The sequence below is a fragment of the Pectobacterium polaris genome (assembly GCF_002307355.1).
GTDB lineage: Bacteria > Pseudomonadota > Gammaproteobacteria > Enterobacterales > Enterobacteriaceae > Pectobacterium > Pectobacterium polare.
The window spans coordinates 805,944-830,759 of sequence record NZ_CP017481.1 but is presented as its reverse complement, the minus strand read 5'-3'; the positions used below and the strand labels follow the sequence as shown (position 1 = coordinate 830,759).

Genomic DNA, 24,816 nt, shown 5'->3' with positions numbered 1-24,816 from the left:
AATATCAGCTAACTATTGCTTTACGAAAGCGTATCCGGTGAAATAAAGTCAAGCCGTTGTTGGTTAATGCTACACCAACAAGGTAGAAATAATCCTGCGGAGTAAAATATGAGCGATAAAATAATTCACCTGACTGATGACAGCTTCGGCACGAAAGTATTGCAAGCTGAGGGCGCTATCTTGGTTGATTTCTGGGCTGAGTGGTGTGGTCCTTGCAAAATGATCGCTCCTATTCTGGATGAAATTGCCGAAGAGTTTGAAGGTAAACTGACGGTTACCAAGCTGAACATTGATGAAAATCCGGCTACTGCGCCGAAATATGGTATTCGTGGTATCCCTACTCTGCTGCTGTTTAAAAACGGCGAAGTCGCTGCGACGAAAGTCGGCGCGCTGTCCAAAGGGCAACTGAAAGAGTTCCTGACGGCAAATCTGTAATTAGCTTGATACCCTAAAAAGGGTGTCGCCGGCGGGCGCAATTGGGCAATATGCAATTCTCATATTGACTGCTTGCCGCTCGTCGGGAAGCATGTTAGATTCTTCATCACTGCATATCGTACTTGCCTATGTTTAAGCCCTTAGGCTTAAGCCTGAAAGTTAGAGTCTAAAGCATTATTCTGTGTCGAAATCGAAAAAATCGTTGTTTTACAAGGTAATTGTTCTACAAGACGATTGTTTTACAACACGTTTGTGATCCGATTTGGGCAGTCTGCTAGTTTTACAATAATTGGTTTTATGTGTCTTCGATCTCCTGCCGTTGATTTATGCGGATATCGTTTATGCGGATGTTGTTTTGCGCGGATTTAATGCGCTTCAGGTGTGAAACCAGACAGGAATCCGGTGGTCGAAGGCTGTTATAGAGGCACGGATGATCCTGCCATACCATTCACGTTATAGTTCGAGATTTACCCCGAGTTAAAGAACCCACCACTATGAATCTTACCGAATTAAAGAATACGCCAGTTTCTGAGTTAATTACTCTTGGCGAAAATATGGGACTGGAAAACCAGGCCCGCATGCGCAAACAGGATATTATCTTCGCTATTCTGAAACAGCATGCCAAAAGCGGCGAGGATATTTTCGGCGATGGTGTGCTGGAGATATTGCAGGATGGCTTCGGCTTTCTCCGCTCCGCAGACAGCTCCTACCTCGCAGGCCCCGATGATATCTACGTTTCTCCCAGCCAAATCCGCCGTTTTAACCTTCGCACTGGTGACACCATTTCTGGCAAAATTCGTCCGCCGAAAGAGGGTGAACGCTACTTTGCGCTGCTGAAAGTTAACGAAGTCAACTACGACAAACCTGAAAACGCCCGCAACAAGATCCTGTTCGAAAACTTAACGCCGCTGCACGCAAACTCTCGTCTGCGTATGGAACGTGGTAACGGTTCGACAGAAGATCTGACGGCGCGTGTGCTGGATCTGGCTTCGCCGATCGGCCGTGGCCAACGTGGTCTGATCGTTGCACCGCCAAAAGCGGGTAAAACCATGCTGCTGCAGAACATCGCGCAGAGCATCGCTTACAACCATCCTGACTGCGTGCTGATGGTGCTGCTGATTGACGAACGTCCGGAAGAAGTTACCGAGATGCAACGTCTGGTGAAAGGCGAAGTTGTTGCGTCAACGTTTGACGAACCTGCTTCCCGTCACGTTCAGGTTGCCGAAATGGTGATCGAAAAAGCGAAGCGTCTGGTTGAGCATAAGAAAGACGTTATCATCCTGCTGGACTCCATTACGCGTCTGGCGCGTGCCTACAACACCGTGGTTCCGGCTTCGGGCAAAGTGTTGACGGGTGGTGTGGATGCCAACGCCTTGCATCGTCCGAAGCGTTTCTTCGGTGCGGCGCGTAACGTTGAGGAAGGCGGTAGCCTGACCATCATCGCCACCGCGCTGGTTGATACCGGTTCTAAGATGGACGAAGTGATTTACGAAGAATTTAAAGGTACAGGTAATATGGAACTGCACCTGGCGCGTAAAATCGCAGAAAAACGCGTGTTCCCGGCGATTGATTACAACCGTTCCGGTACGCGTAAAGAAGAACTTCTTACTACCTCTGAAGAATTGCAGAAGATGTGGATTCTACGCAAGATCATCCACCCAATGGGTGAGATCGACGCGATGGAATTCCTCATCAACAAGTTGGCGATGACGAAAACCAACGATGAATTCTTCGATATGATGAAACGTTCATAAATCCGGGCGTTCATCCATTACGGATAACTCGGGGAACGCCACGCTGGGTCGTGGCGTTTTTTTATCCCCCAATTGGTCAGATGTGAAGGGGCTTTCTACTGGGAAGCTGCGGTTATCACGTCAATTTGTACTGGCGATCAGGGTGGGCGATAGGATATAAGGCGTAAACCGAGTCTATACTGAGCAGCTACAGCGGAGCTGTTAACGGTGAACTTACTCACTATGAGTACCGAACTACTATTTATTTTCTTGTTTTCTCTGGGCTTTCTTTTTTTTGCTCGCAGCATTGCGGGTAAAATAGGGCTTGTCGATCGTCCCAACTACCGTAAACGCCATCGGGGCCTTGTGCCTCTGGTTGGCGGTATTTCCGTGTATGCGGGTATCTGTTTTACCTACTTTATTACCGATCAATATATCCCCAACTTCCGTCTTTATCTGATGTGCGCGGGTGTGCTGGTGTTTATAGGCATGCTGGACGATCGTTTTGATATCAGCGTGAAAATTCGTGCCGTTGTGCAGGCGTTTGTCGCCGTAGTGATGATGGCTTTTGCTGGCTTGACGATACACAACCTGGGATACATTTTTGGCCCATGGCAGATGGGGCTGGGGCCGTTTGGCTATCTGGTCACGCTGTTTGCGGTTTGGGCGGCGATCAATGCGTTCAATATGGTCGACGGGATCGATGGATTACTCGGCGGATTGTCCAGCGTCTCATTTGGGGCGATGGGTATTTTGCTGTACCTGAGCGGCCACACGAATCTGGCATTGTGGTGTTTCGCCATGATTGCGGCGACGTTGCCTTATATTCTGCTTAACCTCGGCGTGTTTGGCTCACGCTACAAGGTCTTCATGGGCGATGCGGGTAGCACGATGATTGGCTTCACCGCTATCTGGCTCCTGATTCAAACGACGCAAGGTCCGCAGCATCCGATTAACCCGGTTACGGCACTGTGGATTATCGCTATCCCGCTGATTGATATGATCGCCATTATGTATCGGCGCTTGCGTAAAGGGATGAGCCCGTTCTCGCCTGACCGACAGCATATCCATCATTTAATGATGCGGGCTGGCTTTTCTTCCCGTCAGGCGTTTGTGCTGATTACGCTTGCTGCCGCCTTGTTGGCAGCGGTCGGTGTGTTGGGAGAATATTTCTTTTTCATACCCGAATGGTTCATGTTGGCATTATTCTTGCTTGCATTTCTACTGTATGGCTACTGCCTGAAACGAGCATGGCGGGTCGCCCGTTTTATCAAGCGAATCAAACGCCGTATGCGGCATTCTGATGAGCAAAAGCAGTCATCCTGACCAAATAATTTTGGGGAAGTAATGAAATCAGAGAACTTGTCTACCGGGAATGCGTTGATTGATAACGAATTGGATATACGTGGTTTATTTCGCCTGCTGTGGCGTGGAAAGGTATGGCCGATAGCGATCGGCCTGCTTTTTGCCATTGTGGCATTAGGCTATTCCTATCTTGTTAAACAGGAGTGGAGCGCGACAGCGATTACTGACAAGCCGACGGTCAATATGCTGGGCGGGTATTATTCGCAGCAGCAATTCCTGCGTAATCTCGACGCCCGCTCTTTTTCCACGCCTCAGCCAGAGCAACCGTCTATTTCGGCTGATGCTTATGACGAATTCATCATGCAATTAGCGGCCTATGATACCCGCCGCGATTTCTGGTTACAGACTGACTATTATAAGCAGCGTCTGGAAGGTGATGGAAAAGCTGATGCGGCTCTGCTGGATGAACTGGTTAACAACATTCAGTTTACGCCGCGCGACAGCGGGAAAAAAACCAATGATTCTGTGAAGCTGGTGGCGGAAACCTCTGCGGATTCCAATACGTTGCTTCGTCAGTACGTGGTTTTTGCCAGCCAGCGTGCAGCCAGCCACCTGAATGAAGAGATCAAGGGTGCTTGGGCTGCCAGAACCATTTTCATGAAGTCGCAGATCAAACGTCAGGAAGCGGTAGCAAAAGCGATTTACGATCGCGAAGTCCGCAGCCTTGAACTGGCACTGAAAATCGCACAACAGCAAGGTATTAGCCGTAGCCAGACGGATACGCCAGCAGACGAAATCCCCGCATCAGAAATGTTCCTGCTTGGCAGGCCGATGCTTCAAGCCCGACTGGAAACGTTGCAGACCAGCGGCCCGCACTATGAACTGGATTACGATCAAAATCGCGCGATGTTGGCGACGCTGAACGTCGGCCCAACGCTTGAGGGCAGTTTCCAGACATATCGTTATTTGCGTACGCCGGAAGAACCGGTGAAGCGCGACAGCCCGCGCCGGGCATTCCTGATGGTGATGTGGGGTGCGATTGGTGCGCTCGTTGGGGCGGGTGTTGCCTTGGCTCGTCGTCCGCGCTAACCAGCTTGCTGATGCTCAGTGAGCGTCAGCGTCTAACCTGATTAAAGAGATTCAATGTGAAAGTATTGACAGTTTTCGGCACCCGGCCAGAAGCCATAAAAATGGCGCCGCTGGTTCATGCCTTGGCTCAGGATGGAGCCTTTGAATCGAGAATTTGCGTAACAGCCCAGCACCGGGAGATGCTGGATCAGGTGCTGCGTTTGTTCGACATTACGCCGGATTACGATCTGGATATTATGCGACCGGGACAGGGACTTAGTGAGATATCCTGCCGGATTTTATCGGGACTTGAACCCGTTATGGCGGAGTTCAAACCCGACCTGGTGTTGGTGCACGGCGATACCACCACGACGTTGGCAACCAGTCTGGCGGCTTTTTATCAGCGTATCCCCGTCGGCCATGTAGAAGCGGGATTGCGTACTGGCAATCTGTACTCGCCCTGGCCGGAAGAGGCTAACCGTAAACTGACCGGACATTTGGCGATGTATCATTTCGCCCCAACGGAAAATTCCCGCCAAAATTTACTGCGTGAGCATCTGTCTGACCGGCATATTTTTGTGACGGGTAATACGGTGATTGATGCGCTGTTCTGGGTGCGCGATCGTATTCTCGGGGATGCCGCGCTACGCCGCAGCCTCGACGAGAAATATGCCTTTTTAGACGATAACAAGAAGCTGATTCTGGTTACCGGACACCGCCGCGAAAGTTTTGGCGGCGGCTTCGAGCGCATTTGCAGCGCGCTGGCCGACATCGCCCGTCGACACCCCGAAGTACAAATTGTGTATCCGGTCCATCTGAACCCTAACGTCAGTGAACCGGTGAATCGCATCCTGAGCGGCATTGATAATGTGATGCTGATTGCGCCGCAGGACTATCTGCCTTTCGTGTATCTGATGAATCGGTCTTACATGATTTTGACCGACTCTGGCGGCATTCAGGAAGAAGCGCCGTCGTTAGGCAAGCCTGTATTGGTGATGCGTGATACGACAGAACGGCCGGAGGCGGTTGAAGCCGGTACGGTCAAGCTGGTAGGGACAGAAGTAACCAGCATTGTCGATGCGGTATCTATGCTGTTGACGGATGAAGAGGCGTATCAGGCAATGAGCCGTGCCCACAATCCTTATGGTGATGGTCAAGCCTGTCAACGCATCGTTGATGCTTTAAAAAATCGCTAGGAGCGATTTTAAACGTCGTCATGTGACGGCCCGATTTACAGAATGCAAACGGTGATAATGGAATAGAAGAGTAAAGCGTTTGCGCCATGGATGGCGCAATCCGAGCGTACAGGGATGTATTCACAGCGTCTTTACGATCTATCCATTATCACCGCTCAATGCATCTATCAGTATCCGATATCAGTATCCGAGAAATAATTATGGTGACACTATGAGCTTTACTACCATTTCCGTAATCGGTTTAGGCTACATCGGTTTACCCACTGCTGCGGCGTTTGCGTCGCGCCAGAAAAAAGTCATCGGTATCGATGTGAACAAACTGGCGGTCGAAACCATTAATCGCGGCGAAATCCATATCGTCGAGCCCGATCTGGATGCGTTGGTCAAAGTGGCAGTTGAAAATGGTTACCTTCAGGCGCTGACAAAGCCTGTGCCAGCCGATGCTTTCCTGATCGCCGTTCCTACCCCCTTCAAAGGCGATCACGAACCGGATCTGGCCTACGTTCAGGCGGCTGCGGCGTCCATCGCGCCCGTGCTGAAGAAAGGCGATCTGGTGATTTTAGAATCGACATCCCCCGTGGGTGCAACCGAGCAAATGGCCGAGTGGCTGGCCGATGCGCGCGCGGATTTGACGTTTCCGCAGCAGGTTGGAGAAACGGCGGATATCAACATTGCCTATTGTCCTGAACGTGTGCTGCCGGGGCAGGTCGTGGTCGAGCTGATTAAAAACGATCGCGTCATTGGCGGCATGACCCCAGTGTGCTCTGCTCGTGCGAGCGAACTGTACAAAATCTTCCTCGAAGGTGAGTGTGTGGTTACTAACTCTCGCACCGCCGAAATGTGCAAGCTGACGGAAAACAGCTTCCGCGACGTCAATATTGCGTTCGCCAATGAGCTCTCGCTGATTTGTGCCGAACAAAACATTAACGTATGGGAACTTATCCGATTGGCAAACCGCCATCCCCGCGTCAATATCCTGCAACCCGGCCCTGGCGTCGGCGGGCACTGTATTGCGGTCGACCCTTGGTTTATCGTGGCGCAGAATCCGCAGCAGGCTCGGTTAATTCATACCGCGAGACTGGTGAACGATGGCAAACCGCTCTGGGTGGTGGATCGCGTAAAAGCGGCCGTGGCGGATTATCTGGCGCAAACGGATAAACGTGCCAGCGAGGTTACGGTGGCCTGCTTTGGGCTGGCGTTCAAGCCTGATATTGACGATCTGCGTGAAAGCCCAGCGGTAGGGATTACGTCCATGATTGCACAGTGGAACACTGGCGTGACGTTAGCCGTCGAACCGAATGTCAAACACCTGCCGTCCGTGTTGGCCGGGCAGGTAAAACTGGTCGATACCAGCAGTGCATTAAAAGAAGCCGATGTGCTGGTGATGCTGGTCGATCACCGTCAGTTTAAAGCGATTAACCCAGATGATGTAAAACAACAGTGGGTTATTGATACCAAAGGAGTATGGCGTTGAAACGTATTTTAATTACCGGTGGCGCAGGGTTTATTGGTTCGGCGTTGGTCAGACACATTCTGACGGAAACGCAGGACAGCGTTGTTGTTGTCGATAAACTGACCTATGCGGGCAACCTGTCTTCGCTGGCACCCGTCGCTGATAGCTCACGCTTCGCGTTCGAGCAGGTTGATATCTGCGATCGTGCTGAACTGGACCGTGTCTTTACGGCTTACCAGCCTGCGCTGGTGATGCATTTGGCGGCAGAAAGCCACGTCGATCGCTCTATCGATGGCCCAGCAGCGTTTATCGAAACCAATATTGTCGGCACCTATACGATGCTGGAAGCAGCACGTCACTATTGGCAGAACTTAGCTGATGCGGACAAGCGTGCATTCCGTTTTCACCATATCTCCACCGATGAAGTGTTTGGCGATCTGCACGGGACGGATGATCTGTTTACAGAAACCACGCCTTATGCGCCAAGCAGCCCTTATTCCGCATCGAAAGCCTCCAGCGACCACCTTGTTCGCGCCTGGCTGCGCACCTACGGGTTCCCGACGGTTATCACCAACTGCTCGAACAACTACGGTCCTTACCATTTCCCAGAGAAGCTGATTCCGCTGGTGATCCTGAATGCGGTCGCGGGCAAACCGTTACCGGTTTACGGTGACGGCGCGCAAATCCGTGACTGGCTGTTTGTCGAAGACCACGCTCGCGCACTGTACAAAGTGGTGACGGAAGGCGAAATCGGCGAGACGTACAACATCGGTGGTCACAACGAGCGTAAAAACATTGAAGTGGTGCAGACCATTTGTGCGCTGCTGGAAGAGCTGGCGCCGAATAAGCCTGCTGGTGTAGCGCATTACCGCGATCTCATCACCTACGTGAAAGACCGCCCAGGCCACGACATGCGCTATGCGATCGATGCCGGGAAAATTGAACGTGAGCTGGGCTGGCGTCCAGAAGAAACGTTTGAGACGGGCATGAGAAAAACCGTCAGTTGGTATCTGAATAACGAAAAATGGTGGCGCAGCGTGCAGGATGGTTCTTATACCGGCGAGCGTTTAGGGTTGAACGACTAAACCCGTGTCAGACGTTGGCAAACCGGAAGTTGGAAAACCAGATGGCGGAAAAGAAAGGAGCGAAACGATGATCCATCCGATATCAATTGGAAAGGGAGAGATTCGCGCCACGGTTGAACCGCTGGGCTGGGAGAGCGAATTCTTCCAGATTGACAGCGGTAAGCTGAATTTTTCGCCATCTGCGCCTGCGTTGAAGCTCGATGCGCTGAACGCATTTACGCTGACGCAGGCTAAAATCGCAGCGGACAATCTGGTGCTGGCAGATGCGCTTGCCGATCTAGGTTTTCGATTGGTGGAAGGCGAGGTCGATCTCAGTCTGCCGCTGCAACGGGCTACGATTGTTACGCCGCTACCGCGCTGGCGTGAAGCCACACCCGACGATATCCCTGCACTGAGGGACGCTGCGTCACGTGTTTTTGCGCTGAGCCGTTTCCGTTCTCCGTGGTATCAACCGGAGGATAGCGGGCGTTTCTATGCGCAGTGGATTGAGAATGCCGTGCGCGGTACGTTCGACCACTGCTGTTTGCTGGTGGAAGACGCCGCTGGCAACCCACAAGGCTGGGTCACGTTACGCAGAGTGAATGACTCGGATGCCCGCATCGGGCTACTGGGCGTTTGGCCGGGTGTTACCGTACGGGGCATTGGTTCACAGCTGATGGCGCTGGCGGAAACGTGGTGCCGACAACAAGAGTTGATATGTCTTCGGGTCGCGACACAGGTTAGCAACGTGGCGGCGCTTCGTCTTTATCTTCGCCGTGGTGCCATGATTGAGAGCACGGCGTATTGGTTATACAGGTGATCACATGATTCCATTTAACGCGCCACCGATTGTCGGTACGGAACTGGATTATATGCAGGCTGCCATGAGCAGCGGCAAATTGTGCGGCGATGGTGGCTTTACCCGCCGTTGTCAGCAATGGCTGGAACATTATTCCGGCAGCAAAAAAGTCCTGCTCACGCCTTCCTGCACCGCGTCGCTGGAAATGGCTGCGATATTGCTGGACGTTAAGCCCGGCGATGAAGTGATCATGCCGAGCTATACCTTCGTTTCTACCGCCAACGCCTTTGTGCTGCGCGGTGCGAAGATCGTGTTTGTCGATATCCGCCCGGATACCATGAACATTGACGAAACGAAGATCGAAGCCGCCATTACGGAAAAGACGCGCATTATCGTGCCGGTTCACTACGCGGGCGTGGCCTGCGAGATGGACGCGATTATGGCTCTGGCGAAGAAATACGATTTATATGTCGTGGAAGATGCCGCGCAGGGCGTAATGTCGAGCTACAAAGGCCGCGTTCTGGGCTCTATCGGCCATATTGGCTGCTTCAGTTTTCACGAAACCAAGAACTACACCTCGGGCGGTGAGGGCGGAGCCACGCTGATTAATGACGCAAGGCTGGTGGAGCGTGCGGAAATCATCCGTGAAAAAGGCACCAACCGCAGCCAGTTCTTCCGTGGGCAGGTGGACAAATACACCTGGCGTGATATCGGTTCAAGCTACCTGATGGCGGATATTCAGGCTGCCTATCTTTGGGGACAGTTGGAAGCGGCGCGGCCGATCAACGAGCGTCGTCTGAAACTGTGGCAGAACTACTACGCGGCATTCAAATCGCTGGCCGATGCCGGGCGTATTACCCTGCCGACCGTGCCTGCCAATGGGATTCACAACGCGCACATGTTTTATATCAAACTGCGCGATCAGGATGACCGCAGTGCGTTTATCAATTACATGAAAGAAGCCGAAATTATGACGGTCTTTCATTATATCCCGCTGCACAGTTGCCCAGCCGGTCTGAACTTCGGTCGTTTCTCCGGTGAAGATCGCTACACCACGCAGGAAAGCGAACGGTTGGTACGTTTACCGCTGTTCTACAACCTGTCAGACGTCAATCAGCGGACGGTGATTAATACCATTCTGAGCTTCTTCTCCTGATATGTCGTTGGCGAAAGCATCGATATGGACGGCAGGCTCTACGCTGATAAAAATCGGCGCGGGGCTGGTTGTCGTCAAACTGCTGGCGGTCATGTTTGGCCCCAGCGGCGTGGGGATGGCAGGGAATTTCCGTCAGCTTATTACGGTTCTGGGCGTGTTGGCCGGTGCGGGGATCTTCAACGGCGTCACCAAATACGTCGCGGAGTATCAGCAGCAACCGGAACGGTTGAGGCCGCTGCTCGGAACGTCAGTCACGCTGGTGCTGGGCTTCTCCACGCTGCTAGCGATTCTTTTTCTTACTGCCGCAACGCCTGTCGCCACTCTGCTGTTTGGGCATGATGACTATCGCGATGTGGTGCGTGCGCTGGCGTTTATCCAGATGGGTATCGCTTACGCCAACCTGTTTCTGGCGATTCTCAAGGGCTATCGGGATGCGATAGGCAATGCGCTGGCTGTGATCGGCGGCAGTCTGATTGGGCTGGCAGCCTTTTGGCTCTGTCTGCAACTGGGCGGCTATGTTGGCGCACTGGCCGGGCTGGCGTTGGTGCCCGCGCTGCTGGTGATTCCAGCAGGCATCATGCTATATCGGCGCACGCCGCTCTCGCTGATATCGCTGAAACCCGCGTGGGATCGTGCGATTGCCGGGCAGTTGGGCAAGTTCACGTTAATGGCGTTGATGACGGCGGTGACGCTGCCCGTTGCGTACATCATGATGCGTAACCTGCTGGCGGCACATTACAGCTGGGATGAAGTGGGTATTTGGCAGGGCGTCAGCAGTATTTCCGATGCTTATCTGCAATTCATTACTGCCTCCTTTACCGTGTATTTGTTGCCGACACTCTCGCGTCTGACGGATAAAGCCGCGTTGTCGCAGGAGATTGTTCGCTCGCTGAAGTTTGTGCTGCCCGTTGTGGCAGGCGTTAGCTTTTGTGTGTGGCTGCTGCGAGATTTTGCCATCTGGCTGCTGTTCTCCAGCGAGTTCACGGCAATGCGAGATCTCTTCGTTTGGCAATTGGTAGGCGATGTAATGAAAGTGGGCGCTTACGTCTTTGGCTATCTTGTCATTGCGAAAGCGGCGCTGCGCTTTTATCTGCTCACGGAAGTGAGCCAGTTTCTCCTGCTGACCGGGTTTTCCCACTGGCTGATTCCGCTTTATGGCGCACAAGGTGCGGCGCAGGCCTATATGGCAACCTACCTGGTCTATTTTTTGCTTTGTTGTTGCGTATTCATTATTTACCGTAGGCGAGCATGACGACACTGATTCATGTATTGGGATCTGACATCCCGCATCATAACCAGACCGTTTTACGTTTTTTTAACGACGTACTGGCGACGGAATTCCCCGAACAGCAGATTCGGCATTTTATCGTGGCTGCTCACGACGGCATTTCATCGGCTGATTTTCCCGCGCTGCGTGTCGAAACCTGCGTGGATAAGAAAACGCTGGCTGAGGCAGTCATCGCCAGAGCCAAAGCGAATCGTAAGATGCGCTTTTTCCTGCATGGGCAGTTTAATCCCACGCTGTGGCTGGCGTTGCTGAGCGGAAAAATCAAATCCGAGCAGGTTTACTGGCACGTTTGGGGCGCGGATTTGTATGAAGAAGCGAGTAGCCTGAAGTATCGCCTGTTTTATCTGCTGCGGCGTATGGCGCAAAAGCGTGTCGGACACGTGTTTGCCACGCGTGGCGATCTGGCGTGGTATCAGCAGCGTTCACCTCGCGTGCCGACGTCATTGCTGTACTTCCCAACGCGAATGAATCCGGCGCTAACGGGCATGCAGGTGGATAAACCGCTGGCAGGGCCGATGACGATTCTGGTCGGCAATTCTGGCGATCGCACGAATCGCCATCAGGAAGCGCTGCGGGCGATTCACAAGCAGTTCGGGAAAAATGTGCGGGTCATTGTGCCGATGGGCTACCCTGCGAATAACGAGTCCTACATCGCGCAGGTGGAAAAGGACGGTTTGGCGCTGTTTGGCGTGAAAAATTTCCAACTGCTAAAAGACCAACTGGCATTTGATGATTATCTCAACATGCTGCGCACCTGCGATTTGGGCTATTTTATTTTCGATCGCCAGCAGGGAATCGGGACGTTATGTCTGCTGATTCAGTTTGGCGTGCCGTTCGTGATCAGCCGACAAAATCCGTTCTGGCAGGATCTGACGGAACAAGGGCTGCCCGTGCTGTTTTACGGTGACGAGTTGGATGAAGCGCTGGTACGTGAAGCGCAGCGCCAATTGGCATCAGTCGATAAGCACCAGATTGCGTTCTTTAATCCCAATTATCTGCAAGGCTGGCGCGATGCGCTGGCGTTGGCAGCGGGAGAACCAACATGACGCTGGGGCAATTTGGTGGGCTGTTTGCCGTCTACCTGATTTCAGTCATCTTTATCCTGAGCCTGACCTGGATGGAGTTTCGGCGGGTACGTTTTAATTTTAACGTGCTGTTTTCCCTGCTCTATTTATTAACATTCTATTTTGGTTTTCCGTTTACCTGCGTACTGGTATTCCGCTTTGGCGTTGAAGTGGTTCCCGTGCAGTTCCTGCTTCAGGCGATGCTGTCTGCGACGGCGTTCTATGCGATCTATTACGTCAGCTATAAGACGCGGTTACGCCAGAAAGCTTCCACGCCGCGTAAGCCACTCCTGACGGTGAACCGGGTTGAAGCCAATCTGACCTGGCTGCTGCTGGCGTTGATTGCGGTCGCCACCGTCGGTATTTTCTTCCTCAACAATGGCTTCTTGTTGTTTAAGCTAAATTCTTACAGCCAGATATTCTCCAGCGATGTGTCCGGCGTGGCGTTGAAACGCTTCTTCTACTTCTTCATTCCGGCGATGCTGGTAGTGTATTTCCTGCGGCAGACGCAGCGTGCTTGGATAATGTTCCTCATCGGAACGGTCGCGTTTGGGATGCTGACGTATGTGATTGTGGGCGGAACGCGTGCGAATGTGATTATCGCCTTCGCTCTATTTCTGTTTATTGGCATTGTGCGAGGCTGGATTACGCTCTGGATGCTGGTTGCGGCTGGTGCGTTCGGGATTGTCGGGATGTTCTGGCTGGCGCTGAAGCGTTATGGGCTGGATGTCAGCGGTGATTACGCCTTTTATACGTTCCTCTATTTAACCCGCGACACCTTCTCGCCCTGGGAAAATCTGGCGCTGCTGTGGCAGAACTACGACAAGATTGAATTCCAGGGGCTGGCACCGATTGCCCGTGATTTCTACGTCTTTATTCCTTCCTGGCTATGGCCGGATCGTCCGAATCTGGTGTTAAACAGTGCGAACTATTTCACCTGGGAAGTGTTGAATAATCGCTCTGGACTGGCGATTTCCCCCACGCTGTTGGGCTCGCTGGTGGTGATGGGCGGCGTGCTGTTTATCCCGCTCGGCGCGATTGCGGTAGGGCTGGTTATCAAATGGTTCGACTGGGTGTACGAGTTAGGGAAGAACGACAGCAATCGCTATAAATCCGCTATTTTGCAGGCGTTCTGCTTCGGGGCGGTGTTCAATATTATTGTGCTGACGCGTGAAGGCGTCGATTCTTTTGTTTCACGTGTGGTGTTTTTCTGTCTGGTATTTGGTCTGTGTCTGCTGGTTGCCAAGCTGCTCTATTGGCTGCTGGAAAGCGCCGGACTCATCCGGCAGCGTCTGATGCGTATGCGTGCCACGCCGCTCGCGCCGACACCCAACACCGTGGATCCTGTGATAAAGGAGCAGGTATGACAGCGTTAAAAACCACAGAGACCATTCCTCTGTATACCATTCGTGGTTTGCCCATTCACGGTTTTCGCAATATGGCGCAGTTTGTTGATTACCTGTTTGCGGGCGAGCGGGTTGAAACGGGCACGCTCGTCGCGATTAACGCTGAGAAAGTGCTAACGGCGGAAAAAGACGTAGCGCTGCGTGCGTTGCTCGATCGCGCTGAGTACAAGTATGCGGACGGCATCAGTATCGTACGCTCCATTCGACGCAAGTACCCGCAGGCTGATGTCACGCGAGTTGCGGGGGCTGACCTGTGGGAAGCGCTAATGGAACGAGCGGGCGAGGAGGGAACGCCGGTCTTTCTGGTGGGCGGCAAACCTGACGTGCTGGCACAAACGGAAGCGAAGCTGCGGGCGCAGTGGAACGTGAATATTGTCGGCAGTCAGGATGGCTATTTTACGCCAGAACAGCGCGATGCGCTGTTCGAACGTATCCGCGCCAGCGGTGCGCAAATTGTCACTGTTGCGATGGGGTCGCCACGACAGGAAATTCTGATGCGCGACTGTCGTCACCACTATCCCGATGCGCTGTATATGGGCGTGGGGGGAACGTATGACGTCTTTACCGGACATGTGAAGCGCGCCCCGCTCGTGTGGCAAAACTTAGGGTTGGAATGGCTGTATCGTTTGCTGTCACAGCCGAGCCGTATTTTTCGGCAGTTTAAGCTGTTGAAATATGTCGCCTATCACTACAGCGGTCGCCTGTAGCTTCATTGAATTGGCGCGTTAAACGCGCCAACTTTTCTCCGTTATCTTTCCCTGCAGTATATAAATCTGACTTCTTATTCCTATTCGATTTTAATTGTCTGTTTTCTAGCCAATCAGAAATACAGAATTCTATCTTTGGCGTATTCGTCATCCCTGATGTGTTATTCAAACCCACATTACGGTATTTTCATGCCGCTAATTTGGGGCAAGGGTACGTTCTTCCTCATCGGTAGTCGGCAGTATTTCTGAAATAAGAACAATAACCGGCAGCAGCCGGGATAAGCACAACATAAAGACAGAGGATATATGGCAGAAGATGTAAAGCAGGAAAAACTCCATCGGGGGTTGGAAGCCCGGCACATTGAGCTGATTGCGCTGGGTGGCACGATCGGCGTCGGGCTGTTTATGGGCGCGGCTAGCGCGCTGAAGTGGGCAGGGCCGTCAGTATTGCTGGCCTATATTGTCGCTGGGATCTTCGTTTTCTTCATCATGCGTTCAATGGGCGAAATGCTGTTTCTAGAGCCGGTTGCGGGATCCTTTGCCGTCTACGCGCATAAATACATGAGTCCCTTTTTCGGTTATCTCACCGCATGGGGCTACTGGTTTATGTGGATGGCGGTCGGGATTTCGGAAATTACCGCCATTGGCGTCTATGTCCAGTATTGGTTCCCCGATTTGCCGCAATGGCTACCGGCCATTGCCGCCGTTGCGCTGGTCGCGGGCGCAAACCTTGCGGCGGTAAGACTGTATGGCGAAATCGAATTCTGGTTCGCGATGATAAAAATCACCACCATTGTCGTGATGATTGTCGTCGGTGTTGGCATTATCTTCTTCGGCTTTGGTAACCACGGTCAGGCGACTGGATTTAGTAACCTGACCGAACACGGCGGTTTCCTCGCGGGAGGCTGGAAAGGTCTGCTGTTCGCACTCTGTCTGGTCGTGGCGTCTTATCAGGGCGTGGAGCTGGTCGGCATTACGGCGGGCGAGGCGAAAAATCCGCAGGTGACGCTGAAGCGCGCGATCAACAACATTCTGTGGCGCATCCTGATTTTCTATGTGGGCGCGATCTTCGTTATCGTCACGATTTTCCCCTGGAATGAAATCGGCACGTCCGGCAGTCCGTTCGTGATGACATTTGCGAAGATTGGTATCACCGCAGCGGCAGGGATCATCAACTTTGTGGTGCTGACGGCCGCGCTGTCCGGCTGCAACAGTGGCATGTATAGCTGTGGACGTATGCTGTATTCGCTGGCCAACAACCGCCAGCTCCCTGCCTGGTTGGGTAAAGTGACGGCTAGTGGCGTACCTGCGGCAGGCGTCATGATTTCTATTCTTTGCCTGATGGCTGGGTCGGTGTTGAACTACATCATTCCTAACCCAGAAAAAGTGTTTGTGTATGTTTATAGCGCCAGCGTGCTGCCGGGTATGGTGCCGTGGTTTGTGGTGTTAATCAGCCAGTTGCGTTTTCGTGAACAGCATCGTGCTGCGCTGGCCACACATCCGTTTAAATCGGTATTGTTCCCGTGGGTAAACTACCTGACGATGGCATTTTTGCTGTGTGTGCTGGTGGGAATGTACATCAATATCGATACGCGGATGTCTTTATTGGTCGGTGTCGCCTTTTTAGCCGTGGTCAGCCTGTGTTATTTCGCACTGGGACTGGGCAAAAAAACGTCGCTGACAGAGGGTAAATCGTAGTATTTGGGGGCGGGAAGGGCGGAACTGTGTGTTATTTAGCTTGGAATGAGCAAATCATAATCAAACGCATCATTTCGATAAAAAAGCACTAGACAGCCAGTCGCTAAGCCCGTAATATCCCGCCCCGCAACGGCGCTAAGCGCCCGTAGCTCAGCTGGATAGAGCGCTGCCCTCCGGAGGCAGAGGTCTCAGGTTCGAATCCTGTCGGGCGCACCATTATATTCTGTATGAAGTATGTTGTGTGCAAGAGCTGCGGTGGTACACTTTTTTTCGTAAAGAAAGTATCCCGTGAAAAGGAAGTACCGCGTAATAAGTAGTTGATGTAAAGTGTGGTGATGGTGGCTATAGCTCAGTTGGTAGAGCCCTGGATTGTGATTCCAGTTGTCGTGGGTTCGAGTCCCATTAGCCACCCCAGATTTTGCAACTAGAGTAGTTGATTGACTGTTTGTGAGTTATGCGAAGGTGGCGGAATTGGTAGACGCGCTAGCTTCAGGTGTTAGTGTTCTTACGGACGTGAGGGTTCAAGTCCCTCTCTTCGCACCACACAAACAAGAACATCAGTGATGTTCAAAAAAGCAGTACATTCGGCGAGTAGCGCAGCTTGGTAGCGCAACTGGTTTGGGACCAGTGGGTCGGAGGTTCGAATCCTCTCTCGCCGACCAATTAAAAAGAAAAGCACATCGAAAGATGTGCTTTTTTTTCGTTTGTACTTTGCCTTCTCTGGCGAAAGCCTTGTCGGATTTATCAACCCGACAAGACGTTGTTGTTCCCTGCGATATCGCGCGTTACGGCGCGTAATGCACGGGTGCCAGCGCGCTGCTATCGATACGTTCTCGCATTGATTTCAGTGCGGTATCAAAAGGACACAGTGTGCCTTTTTCTGTCTGCTGGCAGCCCTGAGAGGTAAATTCCTCTTTCAGTAACGGCTGCCGATCGTCAAGCGGCGTCAGTGAACGAATCTGATCCAGCGACTGCGTCTGGAAATAGATACGCAAGAAACGCTGCTGAGTGGTGGTATCACGCCAGCGTTCGAATACCAGACTGCCTGCGGGCGGAATATTATCCGCGGTATCGCCGGGTAGCTGCCAGTGAAACTGCAATAGCGTGCGCAGATAGGCGATGTTGGTGTCGTGAGCAACATACAGCAAGTAAGGAACGGCCGGTGGTTCACCTTGTGACGTGTCCTGCGCTTCCTGCGTCCCTTGCGCCAGAGCCTGTGCGATTTGCTGCATGAATAGCGAACCGCCGCGCTGTGCGATATAGGGAACATCATTGGTGAAGTCGTATTTAGCGGTCATCGGGGCCATCAGCGGAATGAGATCCTGTGTGTTGCTGACGTGACCAAAAGCGACCTGTGCCTGCGGCAGATTCTCGCTGTACTCCAGCAGGAAAACCTCGCTCATATTCGCCAGCGTATTCAGGCCGCTGATAGAAGTCGAACCGTCTTTATCCTGTTTTATCGCCCACGGTTTATCAAACACCGGGCACGGCTTATCTGCTTCGCATACGACCTGCTTCAACAGCTCGATACTGGGCTTAAGACGCTGATAGGCGATATTCAAATCACCGCCCATGGCTTCCAGCACCGCAGCCTTTGCCCGTTCGGGGTCAAGCGTGCCAATGCCCATTTTATCCCCGTGGAACAGCGGATCTTGCTTTTCATCCTCAACGGCATGCGTCGCAACGCCGCAGCCTGGAAACATGCCGTCCATATAAGCTTGTGCCGTTGCGCGGGTACGTTGTAGCGGACTGGCGAGCACATAAATCTGCTGTTCCGTCGGACAACCTGACGCGAACAGATGCTGTTGACGATAATATTCACCTTCGTAGCGGCCTTTTAATACGGTGGCGGCATAGCCATGTCCGGTTAATTCACCTTCCCGCGTGACCCACTGAGGCCACTGTCGTGCCGTGCCGGATTCCAGTGCCATCGTGTTGGATTCTATTGGAGGACGTACGCCATGACGGCTGACTTCAACGACCTTTTCCAGAAGATAGCGATCCTGCGCCTGAGCCTGAGTAGAAAAGGATGAAATAATGATCATGGTAATCAATAAGCTACGGGGAGTACGTAATGTCGTGTGGGAAAGCATGATAATCCTTCGGCAGCGGTCATACGGATAAGGAGTTTCATTGTAGGAAGAGGAAAGTGACAAATGGGTTTTTCAGCAGAGGAGAGAGTGTTAGCGAACATTTCTGCATGCATAGTTTGCAATCAAACTTTTTGATCTAAGATAGATCCCAAAGGTATAAAGCGCATAATTTCCGCATGTTATATTTTTAAAAATTAAAAAGACGATATAAATCCCGCCTGATAAATCCAACACTAACGAGTTAACTATGGCATCACATCTTATTGATTTTCTTCTTATAGGGAATAATTTTGGCACGCCTGAAATGCGCGGCGTCTGGTCCGAGCATAACCGACTGACTAAACAGGTCGAAGTAGAAGTCGCCCTGGCGCTTGCCGAGGGTGAACTGGGTGTCATTCCGCTGGATGCGGCAAAAACCATTGCAGAAAACGCTGACGCAAGCGCGCTTAACGTTGAAGAGATTGCAAAAGATGCCGCGCGCATGAAGCACTCTCTGATGCCGACGATTGCCGCGATTCAGAAACAGTGCGGTGCCGCGGGTGAGTTTATTCACTACGGTGTGACCACGCAGGACATCGTTGATACGGCGACGGTGTTACAGCTGAAACAATCTTTTGATATTGTCGTCAGAGATACACAACTGCTGGCCGTTGAGTTGAAACGTCTGGCAAAGAAACACCAGCATACGCTGATGGCCGGTCGTACCCACGGTATGCAGGCGCTGCCCACCACGTTTGGCTTCAAACTGGCCGTCTGGCTAGATGAATTTATCCGTCACCTCGAACGTCTGGGTGAAATCAAAGAACGTGTTTTGGTTGGCAACATCAACGGTGCGATTTGCACCTATGCCTCTTTTGGCGAGAAAGGGCCGGAAATCGAGCGACTGACGCTGGATAAACTGGGGCTGAATACGCCGAATATCGGCTGGCAGTCTGCCCGCGATCGCTTCTCCGAATATGCTTCTGTTACGGTTCTGATCAGCGGTACGCTGGGCAAAATCGGCAACGAGCTGTACAACCTGATGCGCACCGAGATTAACGAAATCGAAGAACCGTTCTCTGAAGGGAAAATCGGTTCTACGACGATGCCGCATAAACGCAACCCTGCCGCCCTGGAAGGGCTGGCGAGCCTGACGGCTCCGCTGTTTAAGAGCGCCGCGCTGATTCATGAATCTATGAAAGTTGAGCATGAGCGTGATGCGATGAGCTGGCGTGCGGAGTGGATTGCGCTGCCGGAAATCAATATCTATCTGTCTGCTCAGCTTCAGAATGCGCTTGGCATCCTGCGTGGCATGTCCGTCAACGAGAAGCAGATGCTGGCGAACCTCGATCTGCAAAATGGCCTGCTGCTGTCTGAGAAAGTGATGTTCGAGATTGGCAAACGTCTTGGCAAGCAGACTGCTCACCATCTGGTTTATGAATGTTCTATGCAGGCATTCGAGCAGAATCAGTCCTTTAAATCGGTACTGCTGGCTCACCCAGTGCTTTCTGAACAGGTGACCGCCGCCGATTTGGACGAATGGCTGAATCCGGCTAACTACGTTGGCAGTGCGCCGCAGAAGGTTGATGACGTGATTCGCTACGCGGATAACTCCGGCCTGCTGCCAGAATAAGGTGACATCATGAGTATCGTATTTCGTCAGGCTACGCTTGCGGACGATGAAACCTATCTGGCACTGGCGCTAGCGGCATTTGAGCCGATTCGCCAACTGGGTATCAACTTTTCCGCCGCCCATGCGGATATCGACATGGTGCGTACGCATATTGCCTCACACGGCGTTTATGTGATGGAAAAAGACGGTGAGATGGTGTCGTCATTTACCATCCGCTATCCGTGGGGGCCGGAGCCGGGCCCGTTCGGTCTACCCCATCTGGGCTGGTTTGCGACGCACCCTGGCTATAAAAAACAGGGGCTGGGTAAGCAAATGATGAGCTGGCTGGAGGAAGAAATTCTGATTAACCAGCTTAAAGCGCCTGCCGTGTCACTTGGCACCGCGCAAAACCACCCGTGGTTGATTGAGATGTACAGAAATTATGGTTTCAAGGAAGTCGGGCAGACGAATCTGGGAAAAGGACACCTGACAATCTGGATGGAAAAAATCCTTGATAACCAATTGTATGACCAGTGGAAAGATAAAAAATCAAAAAGAGAGGCAGTAAAATGATGAAAAAAGTAACGTTGTCTGTTCTGGCGCTGACGACCGCCTTTCTTGTGGCTGGCTGTGATTCTGGGAAAAGCGGCTCTGAGCAGGAAAAAGTATTGAAAGTGGGTTCAACAGGCCAAAGTTATCCAAGTGGCTTCAAGCAGGATAACAAGCTGGTCGGGTTTGACGTTGAAGTCACGGAAGCCATCGCGAAAGATCTGAACTACAAAGTTGAGTGGGTCACCGCCGATTTCAGCGGCCTGATGGGTCAACTGGAAGCGAGAAAACTGGATACTGTAGCGAACGTGGTAGCCATTACGCCGGCGCGTCAGGAAAAATACAACTTCGCCCAGCCGTACAGCTTCTACGGCAGCCAGATTGTGACGCACAAAGACAATGCGGACATTAATACACTGGCCGACCTGAAAGGGAAGACGGTTGCTGGGGTTCTGGGCTCTAACCACGTCAACAACCTGAAAAAAGCGTTTGCCGACGGCAGCGTGAATATTCGTACCTATGAAACACGCGATGGCGCGATGAACGATGCGCTGTCTAAACGTGTTGAAGGCTACGTGAATTCACGTCCGATTCTGTTGGCTGAAATCAATAAGCGTAACCTGCCGTTCAAACTGGTCGGTGAGCCGCTGGTGATTGAAGAAGTGAGCTTCCCGTTCCATAAGGACGAGAAAGGCGATGCGCTGCGTAAACAGTTCGATGCAGAATTGACGAAAATGCGCGCAGATGGACGCCTGAAAGCGTTCTCCGAAAAATATTTTGGTGAAGACATCACGGTATCACCGGCTAAATAACCTCGCGCCGTCATTCTGGCGAGCCGTTACGTAGCCAGATGATTTGTTATGTAGCTAGATGGTTCGTTATGTAGCAAATAGTTATAACCCTGTTCCACCGGTGCAATATGGCCGGTGGATGCATTAATGGTATTACTCATGAATATCGATCTTGCCTACCTGCTAAAGGTCTTTCCCCAGGTATTAATGTATTTGCCAACCACGCTGTTCCTTGCCGTGGTTTCGATGTTTTTTGCTATGGTGCTCGGCCTTCTCCTGGCGTTAGTCCGTGAAAGCAAGATCGTCGTGGTCGTAAAAATCGTCGAACTGTATATCTCGCTGTTCCGCGGTATTCCCTCGCTGGTTCAGCTGTTTATCATCTACTTCGGCCTGCCGCAGCTATTCCCTGGCTTATCCAATCTGGATGCGATGACGGCCGCGATTATCGGCTTTAGCCTGAAAACGTCCGCCTATATGGCTGAGATTTTCCGTGCGGGCTTGGCCTCAGTGGATTTCGGCCAGACGGAAGCGGGCCTATCCATTGGCATGAGTAAAGCACAGGTTTATCGCCGCATCGTGTTGCCTCAGGCCATGCTGAATGCGCTGCCCGCGACGGGGAACACTTTCATCTCCCTGATTAAAGATACCTCGGTGGCCTTTGCGCTGGGCGTCTCCGAACTGTTCGCGGAAGGCAAAATGATTGCCGCTGAATCTCTGCGTTTCTTTGAGACCTTCCTGGTTGTGGGTCTGATTTACTGGATGGTGATTGTTGTTTACGCCTGGCTGCAAAAACAGCTTGAGAAGAAACTGAATCACTCGCTACAGCGATAAGGGGCTGACATGATCAGTGTAAAGAATCTTTCTAAACGCTTTGGCGATCAGGTGGTGTTGGACAACATTAGTCTGGATATCGCGAAAGGCGAAGTCGTGGCGATTATCGGTCCATCTGGTTCAGGTAAATCCACGCTGCTGCGCTGCCTGAACCTGCTGGAAACGCCAGAGTCGGGCACGATTGAAATTGGCGAGCAAACGCTGGATACGCGTCGTTACTCCGCTAAAGAGGCCTATGCGCTGCGCCGTCAGACGGCGATGGTGTTCCAGAGTTACAACCTGTTTAAGAACAAGACGGCGCTGGAGAACGTGACAGAAGCGCTGATTGTCGTGAAAAAAATGCCGAAGCAGAAGGCGAATGAAATCGGTCTGGCTTTGCTGGAGCAGGTCGGTTTGCTGCCGCAGGCGGCACAGTATCCGGTGACGCTATCCGGCGGGCAGCAGCAGCGCGTGAGTATTGCGCGGGCGCTGGCGGTGGATCCGAAGGCGATTTTGTTTGATGAACCGACCTCGGCGCTTGACCCAGAAAGGGTACACGAAGTGCTTCAGGTGATTCAGAAGCTGGCGAAAAATGACACCACGATGGTGATCGTCACCCATGAAATGCAGTTTGCGAAAGAAGTGGCTGACCGCGTGATCTTCATGGCGGACGGTCATATCGTTGAGGAAGGCCCGGCGGAGCAGGTGATTAGCTTCTCGGATAACCCGCAAACCCAGCGTTTCCTGCGTCAGTTGACCAAGCTGCCTGAGCCGCTTGAGTACGATATTTAACGCATACGTAGACACACCTGCACGCCTGAACAAGGCAGCCCTGTCAGGCAGGGCACGATAATGTGGAGCAAGTATTCATGAGAACAGCACCTCAGCACGAGCCTCTGGCTCAGTTTATTCAGGCATTTCGCCACGATTTACACCGCAACCCTGAACTGTCGAATCAGGAGTTTGAGACCACGAAGAAGATTCGTGCGGTATTGGAAAAAGAGGGCATTCGTGTCCTCGACCTGCCGCTGAAAACCGGCCTGGTCGCGGAAGTCGGCGGCTTACAGGATGGTCCACTGGTCGTGGTTCGTTCTGATATCGATGCCCTGCCGATTGAAGAAGAGTCCGGCGTAGAATTTACGTCGCTCAACAAAGGCGTGATGCACGCCTGCGGTCATGATTTTCACTCTTCCGCTGCGCTGGGCGCGGCGATTCTGCTGAAGAAAATCGAGCCGGAGCTGAAAGGTACGGTGCGGATTTTGTTCCAGGCTGCTGAAGAGACCGGGCTGGGCGCACCGGAAGTCATTGCCGTCGGCGCGTTGGACAATGCGGTAGCGATTTTCGGCATTCACAACGATCCGACGCTGCCTGTTGGCGTCATTGGTGGGAAAGATGGTGCATTGACGGCGGGCGTTGACCGCTTTGAGATCAAGATCGCAGCGAAAGGCTGTCACGCTGCGAAACCGCATGAAGGTAACGATCCGATTATCATTCTGGGTCAGCTGATTTCTGCCGTACAGACCATCATCAGCCGTACGGTATCGTCCGACAATAACGCGGTGGTGTCGATTACTCAGGTACATAGCGGCAGCACTTGGAACGTTATTCCGGACACTGCCTATGTTGAAGGCACGGTCAGAACGTTCAATCAGGCCGCACGCGATTTGATTGAACAGCGTTTCCGTCAGATTGTTGCAGGTATCGCTAGCACCTTTGGCGCAGAAATTGAGTTCCTGTGGCATGCAGGGCCGCCGTCGGTGATCAACACGCCAGAGTGGGTTGAGTTTGCGCTGAATGTGGCGAGTGACGAAGGGTTTGAAGCGCGCCGCGTGGAAGCCAGCCCGATTGGTGAAGATTTCGCGTTCTATCAGCAGAAACTGCCAGGTACGTTCATGATGGTCGGCTCCGGTGGACCGTATGCGCTGCACCACCCAAAATTCCGCGTTGATGACAGCGCGCTGTTCCCGACCGCGCACTATCTGTATCAGGTAGCGAAGCAGAGTTTAGAACAGCTGTCCTCCCGTTAATCTCCTCTCATTAAGCCAATCCTGTCCGCGTCGGTTTCCCGGCGCGGATATTTCCCCTTTTTTAAATTGAATCAACAGCTTTAATGGGACTGTCGGAAAAACACGACACTTGAGGGGTTCTGCTGTCGCAAAAAAGAGACATTTAATCCATTGATTAATAATGATTAATATTTTATTCGATAAATTCGTCTCTGAATGGCGACAGGTTTTGTGAGCGCGATCTCGTTTTTGCCGGCTAACGTGTCTGAGGTCTTCTCCCAGTCGATAAATAAAAATAGTATTTATTATTAGCTGGTTATCGCGATTTCATGAGCTAGTGATAATAAAATTATGCATGTTGGCATAATTTGTGCTTAAATAAGCGGGTAGATGCTCATTCCACCTTCTATGCTTGCTTCGGCTTCATAATCCTGGGAATGACGCAGAGCCAATTTGAGGTGCCTATCGTCCAACTCCAGATGAAGATGCAAATCTCCATCGGGCCTTCCGGACATAACGTTGAGTGAGGCACCATTCTGTTGTCTGACAGACCTGATATTTTCAACGCTTACCGTTTATCGGTAAGCGTTTTTTTTCGTCTGAG

Annotated in this window: 21 protein-coding genes and 4 tRNA genes; 24 read left to right on the top strand and 1 reads right to left on the bottom strand. The window is 52.1% G+C overall.

Annotated elements, in window-relative coordinates; genetic code table 11:
- The first annotated feature begins 108 nt into the window (after positions 1-108).
- The 18 genes from trxA (at position 109) to BJJ97_RS03655 (ending at position 17,034) form a co-directional block, all read left to right on the top strand.
- On the top strand, positions 109-435 hold the full coding sequence (gene trxA / locus BJJ97_RS03740) for a thioredoxin TrxA (RefSeq protein WP_010283883.1): 327 nt from the start codon (positions 109-111) through the stop codon (positions 433-435).
- Positions 436-929: 494 nt separating this feature from the next.
- On the top strand, positions 930-2,189 hold the full coding sequence (rho, locus tag BJJ97_RS03735) for a transcription termination factor Rho (RefSeq protein WP_010283881.1): 1,260 nt from the start codon (positions 930-932) through the stop codon (positions 2,187-2,189).
- A gap of 207 nt (positions 2,190-2,396) precedes the next feature.
- On the top strand, positions 2,397-3,494 hold the full coding sequence (gene wecA, locus BJJ97_RS03730; protein ID WP_095700882.1) for a UDP-N-acetylglucosamine--undecaprenyl-phosphate N-acetylglucosaminephosphotransferase: 1,098 nt from the start codon (positions 2,397-2,399) through the stop codon (positions 3,492-3,494).
- A 21-nt stretch (positions 3,495-3,515) separates the two neighbouring features.
- Positions 3,516-4,562 (top strand): ECA polysaccharide chain length modulation protein, encoded by a 1,047-nt coding sequence (gene wzzE / locus BJJ97_RS03725; RefSeq protein ID WP_095993106.1) that lies wholly within the window; start codon positions 3,516-3,518, stop codon positions 4,560-4,562.
- Between the two features lie 56 nt (positions 4,563-4,618).
- Complete coding sequence (gene wecB, locus BJJ97_RS03720) at positions 4,619-5,737, top strand: non-hydrolyzing UDP-N-acetylglucosamine 2-epimerase (protein ID WP_029367259.1); 1,119 nt, start codon at positions 4,619-4,621, stop codon at positions 5,735-5,737.
- A 211-nt stretch (positions 5,738-5,948) separates the two neighbouring features.
- Positions 5,949-7,211 (top strand): UDP-N-acetyl-D-mannosamine dehydrogenase, encoded by a 1,263-nt coding sequence (gene wecC, locus BJJ97_RS03715; RefSeq protein WP_095993105.1) that lies wholly within the window; start codon positions 5,949-5,951, stop codon positions 7,209-7,211.
- The gene (gene rffG, locus BJJ97_RS03710; protein WP_193438348.1) at positions 7,202-8,275 is read left to right on the top strand and encodes a dTDP-glucose 4,6-dehydratase; all 1,074 of its coding nucleotides are present in this window, start codon (positions 7,202-7,204) and stop codon (positions 8,273-8,275) included. The genes wecC and rffG overlap by 10 nt, the downstream gene beginning before the upstream one ends.
- A gap of 67 nt (positions 8,276-8,342) precedes the next feature.
- Positions 8,343-9,074, top strand: coding sequence for a dTDP-4-amino-4,6-dideoxy-D-galactose acyltransferase (gene wecD / locus BJJ97_RS03705; protein WP_095993104.1), 732 nt, complete (start codon positions 8,343-8,345; stop codon positions 9,072-9,074).
- Between the two features lie 4 nt (positions 9,075-9,078).
- Complete coding sequence (gene rffA / locus BJJ97_RS03700; RefSeq protein ID WP_039492900.1) at positions 9,079-10,209, top strand: dTDP-4-amino-4,6-dideoxygalactose transaminase; 1,131 nt, start codon at positions 9,079-9,081, stop codon at positions 10,207-10,209.
- 1 nt (position 10,210) lies between these two features.
- Complete coding sequence (wzxE, locus tag BJJ97_RS03695; RefSeq protein ID WP_095993103.1) at positions 10,211-11,461, top strand: lipid III flippase WzxE; 1,251 nt, start codon at positions 10,211-10,213, stop codon at positions 11,459-11,461.
- Positions 11,458-12,543 carry a TDP-N-acetylfucosamine:lipid II N-acetylfucosaminyltransferase gene (locus tag BJJ97_RS03690; protein WP_095993102.1) on the top strand — a complete coding sequence of 362 codons (1,086 nt, stop codon included), beginning with the start codon at positions 11,458-11,460 and terminating at the stop codon, positions 12,541-12,543. Before wzxE ends, BJJ97_RS03690 begins: the two co-directional genes overlap by 4 nt.
- Positions 12,540-13,928 (top strand): ECA oligosaccharide polymerase, encoded by a 1,389-nt coding sequence (wzyE, locus tag BJJ97_RS03685; RefSeq protein ID WP_095993101.1) that lies wholly within the window; start codon positions 12,540-12,542, stop codon positions 13,926-13,928. The genes BJJ97_RS03690 and wzyE overlap by 4 nt, the downstream gene beginning before the upstream one ends.
- On the top strand, positions 13,925-14,674 hold the full coding sequence (gene wecG / locus BJJ97_RS03680; protein ID WP_095700875.1) for a lipopolysaccharide N-acetylmannosaminouronosyltransferase: 750 nt from the start codon (positions 13,925-13,927) through the stop codon (positions 14,672-14,674). Before wzyE ends, wecG begins: the two co-directional genes overlap by 4 nt.
- Positions 14,675-14,980: 306 nt before the next feature.
- Positions 14,981-16,372, top strand: a complete 1,392-nt coding sequence (gene thrP / locus BJJ97_RS03675) for a bifunctional threonine/serine APC transporter ThrP (protein WP_095700874.1) — start codon at positions 14,981-14,983, stop codon at positions 16,370-16,372.
- A 139-nt stretch (positions 16,373-16,511) separates the two neighbouring features.
- Positions 16,512-16,588, top strand: a tRNA-Arg gene (locus tag BJJ97_RS03670).
- Positions 16,589-16,710: 122 nt separating this feature from the next.
- Positions 16,711-16,786, top strand: a tRNA-His gene (locus BJJ97_RS03665).
- 42 nt (positions 16,787-16,828) lie between these two features.
- Positions 16,829-16,915 (top strand) — tRNA-Leu (locus BJJ97_RS03660).
- 42 nt (positions 16,916-16,957) lie between these two features.
- Positions 16,958-17,034 (top strand) — tRNA-Pro (locus tag BJJ97_RS03655).
- Between the two features lie 123 nt (positions 17,035-17,157).
- Here BJJ97_RS03655 and BJJ97_RS03650 read toward each other — a convergent pair.
- On the bottom strand, positions 17,158-18,465 hold the full coding sequence (locus tag BJJ97_RS03650) for a histidine-type phosphatase (RefSeq protein ID WP_095993100.1): 1,308 nt from the start codon (positions 18,463-18,465) through the stop codon (positions 17,158-17,160).
- A 247-nt stretch (positions 18,466-18,712) separates the two neighbouring features.
- On the opposite strand from BJJ97_RS03650, the gene purB reads away from it, so the two are divergent.
- The 6 genes from purB to BJJ97_RS03620 all read left to right on the top strand — a co-directional run bounded on the left by purB (position 18,713) and on the right by BJJ97_RS03620 (position 24,233).
- A complete protein-coding gene (gene purB, locus BJJ97_RS03645; protein WP_095993099.1) occupies positions 18,713-20,077 on the top strand; it encodes an adenylosuccinate lyase in 1,365 nt (454 codons plus the stop codon).
- A gap of 9 nt (positions 20,078-20,086) precedes the next feature.
- Complete coding sequence (locus BJJ97_RS03640) at positions 20,087-20,629, top strand: GNAT family N-acetyltransferase (protein WP_095700871.1); 543 nt, start codon at positions 20,087-20,089, stop codon at positions 20,627-20,629.
- Positions 20,626-21,417, top strand: a complete 792-nt coding sequence (locus BJJ97_RS03635; RefSeq protein ID WP_039486699.1) for an amino acid ABC transporter substrate-binding protein — start codon at positions 20,626-20,628, stop codon at positions 21,415-21,417. The genes BJJ97_RS03640 and BJJ97_RS03635 overlap by 4 nt, the downstream gene beginning before the upstream one ends.
- A 138-nt stretch (positions 21,418-21,555) precedes the next feature.
- Complete coding sequence (locus BJJ97_RS03630) at positions 21,556-22,227, top strand: amino acid ABC transporter permease (RefSeq protein ID WP_039486752.1); 672 nt, start codon at positions 21,556-21,558, stop codon at positions 22,225-22,227.
- A 9-nt stretch (positions 22,228-22,236) separates the two neighbouring features.
- Entirely contained in the window at positions 22,237-22,998 is a 762-nt protein-coding gene (locus BJJ97_RS03625) for an amino acid ABC transporter ATP-binding protein (RefSeq protein ID WP_039486701.1), read from the top strand.
- A gap of 77 nt (positions 22,999-23,075) precedes the next feature.
- Positions 23,076-24,233 carry a M20 peptidase aminoacylase family protein gene (locus tag BJJ97_RS03620; protein WP_039325746.1) on the top strand — a complete coding sequence of 386 codons (1,158 nt, stop codon included), beginning with the start codon at positions 23,076-23,078 and terminating at the stop codon, positions 24,231-24,233.
- Positions 24,234-24,816: the final 583 nt, after the last annotated feature.

Coding starts and splice junctions, on each gene's coding strand:
- purB (WP_095993099.1), top strand. CDS start 18,713: ATGGCATCACATCTTATTGATTTTCTTCTTATAGGGAATAATTTTGGC.
- wzxE (WP_095993103.1), top strand. CDS start 10,211: ATGTCGTTGGCGAAAGCATCGATATGGACGGCAGGCTCTACGCTGATA.
- rffA (WP_039492900.1), top strand. CDS start 9,079: ATGATTCCATTTAACGCGCCACCGATTGTCGGTACGGAACTGGATTAT.
- wecC (WP_095993105.1), top strand. CDS start 5,949: ATGAGCTTTACTACCATTTCCGTAATCGGTTTAGGCTACATCGGTTTA.
- rho (WP_010283881.1), top strand. CDS start 930: ATGAATCTTACCGAATTAAAGAATACGCCAGTTTCTGAGTTAATTACT.
- BJJ97_RS03690 (WP_095993102.1), top strand. CDS start 11,458: ATGACGACACTGATTCATGTATTGGGATCTGACATCCCGCATCATAAC.
- wecD (WP_095993104.1), top strand. CDS start 8,343: ATGATCCATCCGATATCAATTGGAAAGGGAGAGATTCGCGCCACGGTT.
- BJJ97_RS03630 (WP_039486752.1), top strand. CDS start 21,556: ATGAATATCGATCTTGCCTACCTGCTAAAGGTCTTTCCCCAGGTATTA.
- BJJ97_RS03620 (WP_039325746.1), top strand. CDS start 23,076: ATGAGAACAGCACCTCAGCACGAGCCTCTGGCTCAGTTTATTCAGGCA.
- rffG (WP_193438348.1), top strand. CDS start 7,202: ATGGCGTTGAAACGTATTTTAATTACCGGTGGCGCAGGGTTTATTGGT.
- BJJ97_RS03650 (WP_095993100.1), bottom strand. CDS start 18,465: ATGCTTTCCCACACGACATTACGTACTCCCCGTAGCTTATTGATTACC.
- thrP (WP_095700874.1), top strand. CDS start 14,981: ATGGCAGAAGATGTAAAGCAGGAAAAACTCCATCGGGGGTTGGAAGCC.
- BJJ97_RS03635 (WP_039486699.1), top strand. CDS start 20,626: ATGATGAAAAAAGTAACGTTGTCTGTTCTGGCGCTGACGACCGCCTTT.
- BJJ97_RS03640 (WP_095700871.1), top strand. CDS start 20,087: ATGAGTATCGTATTTCGTCAGGCTACGCTTGCGGACGATGAAACCTAT.
- BJJ97_RS03625 (WP_039486701.1), top strand. CDS start 22,237: ATGATCAGTGTAAAGAATCTTTCTAAACGCTTTGGCGATCAGGTGGTG.
- wzyE (WP_095993101.1), top strand. CDS start 12,540: ATGACGCTGGGGCAATTTGGTGGGCTGTTTGCCGTCTACCTGATTTCA.
- wecG (WP_095700875.1), top strand. CDS start 13,925: ATGACAGCGTTAAAAACCACAGAGACCATTCCTCTGTATACCATTCGT.
- wzzE (WP_095993106.1), top strand. CDS start 3,516: ATGAAATCAGAGAACTTGTCTACCGGGAATGCGTTGATTGATAACGAA.
- trxA (WP_010283883.1), top strand. CDS start 109: ATGAGCGATAAAATAATTCACCTGACTGATGACAGCTTCGGCACGAAA.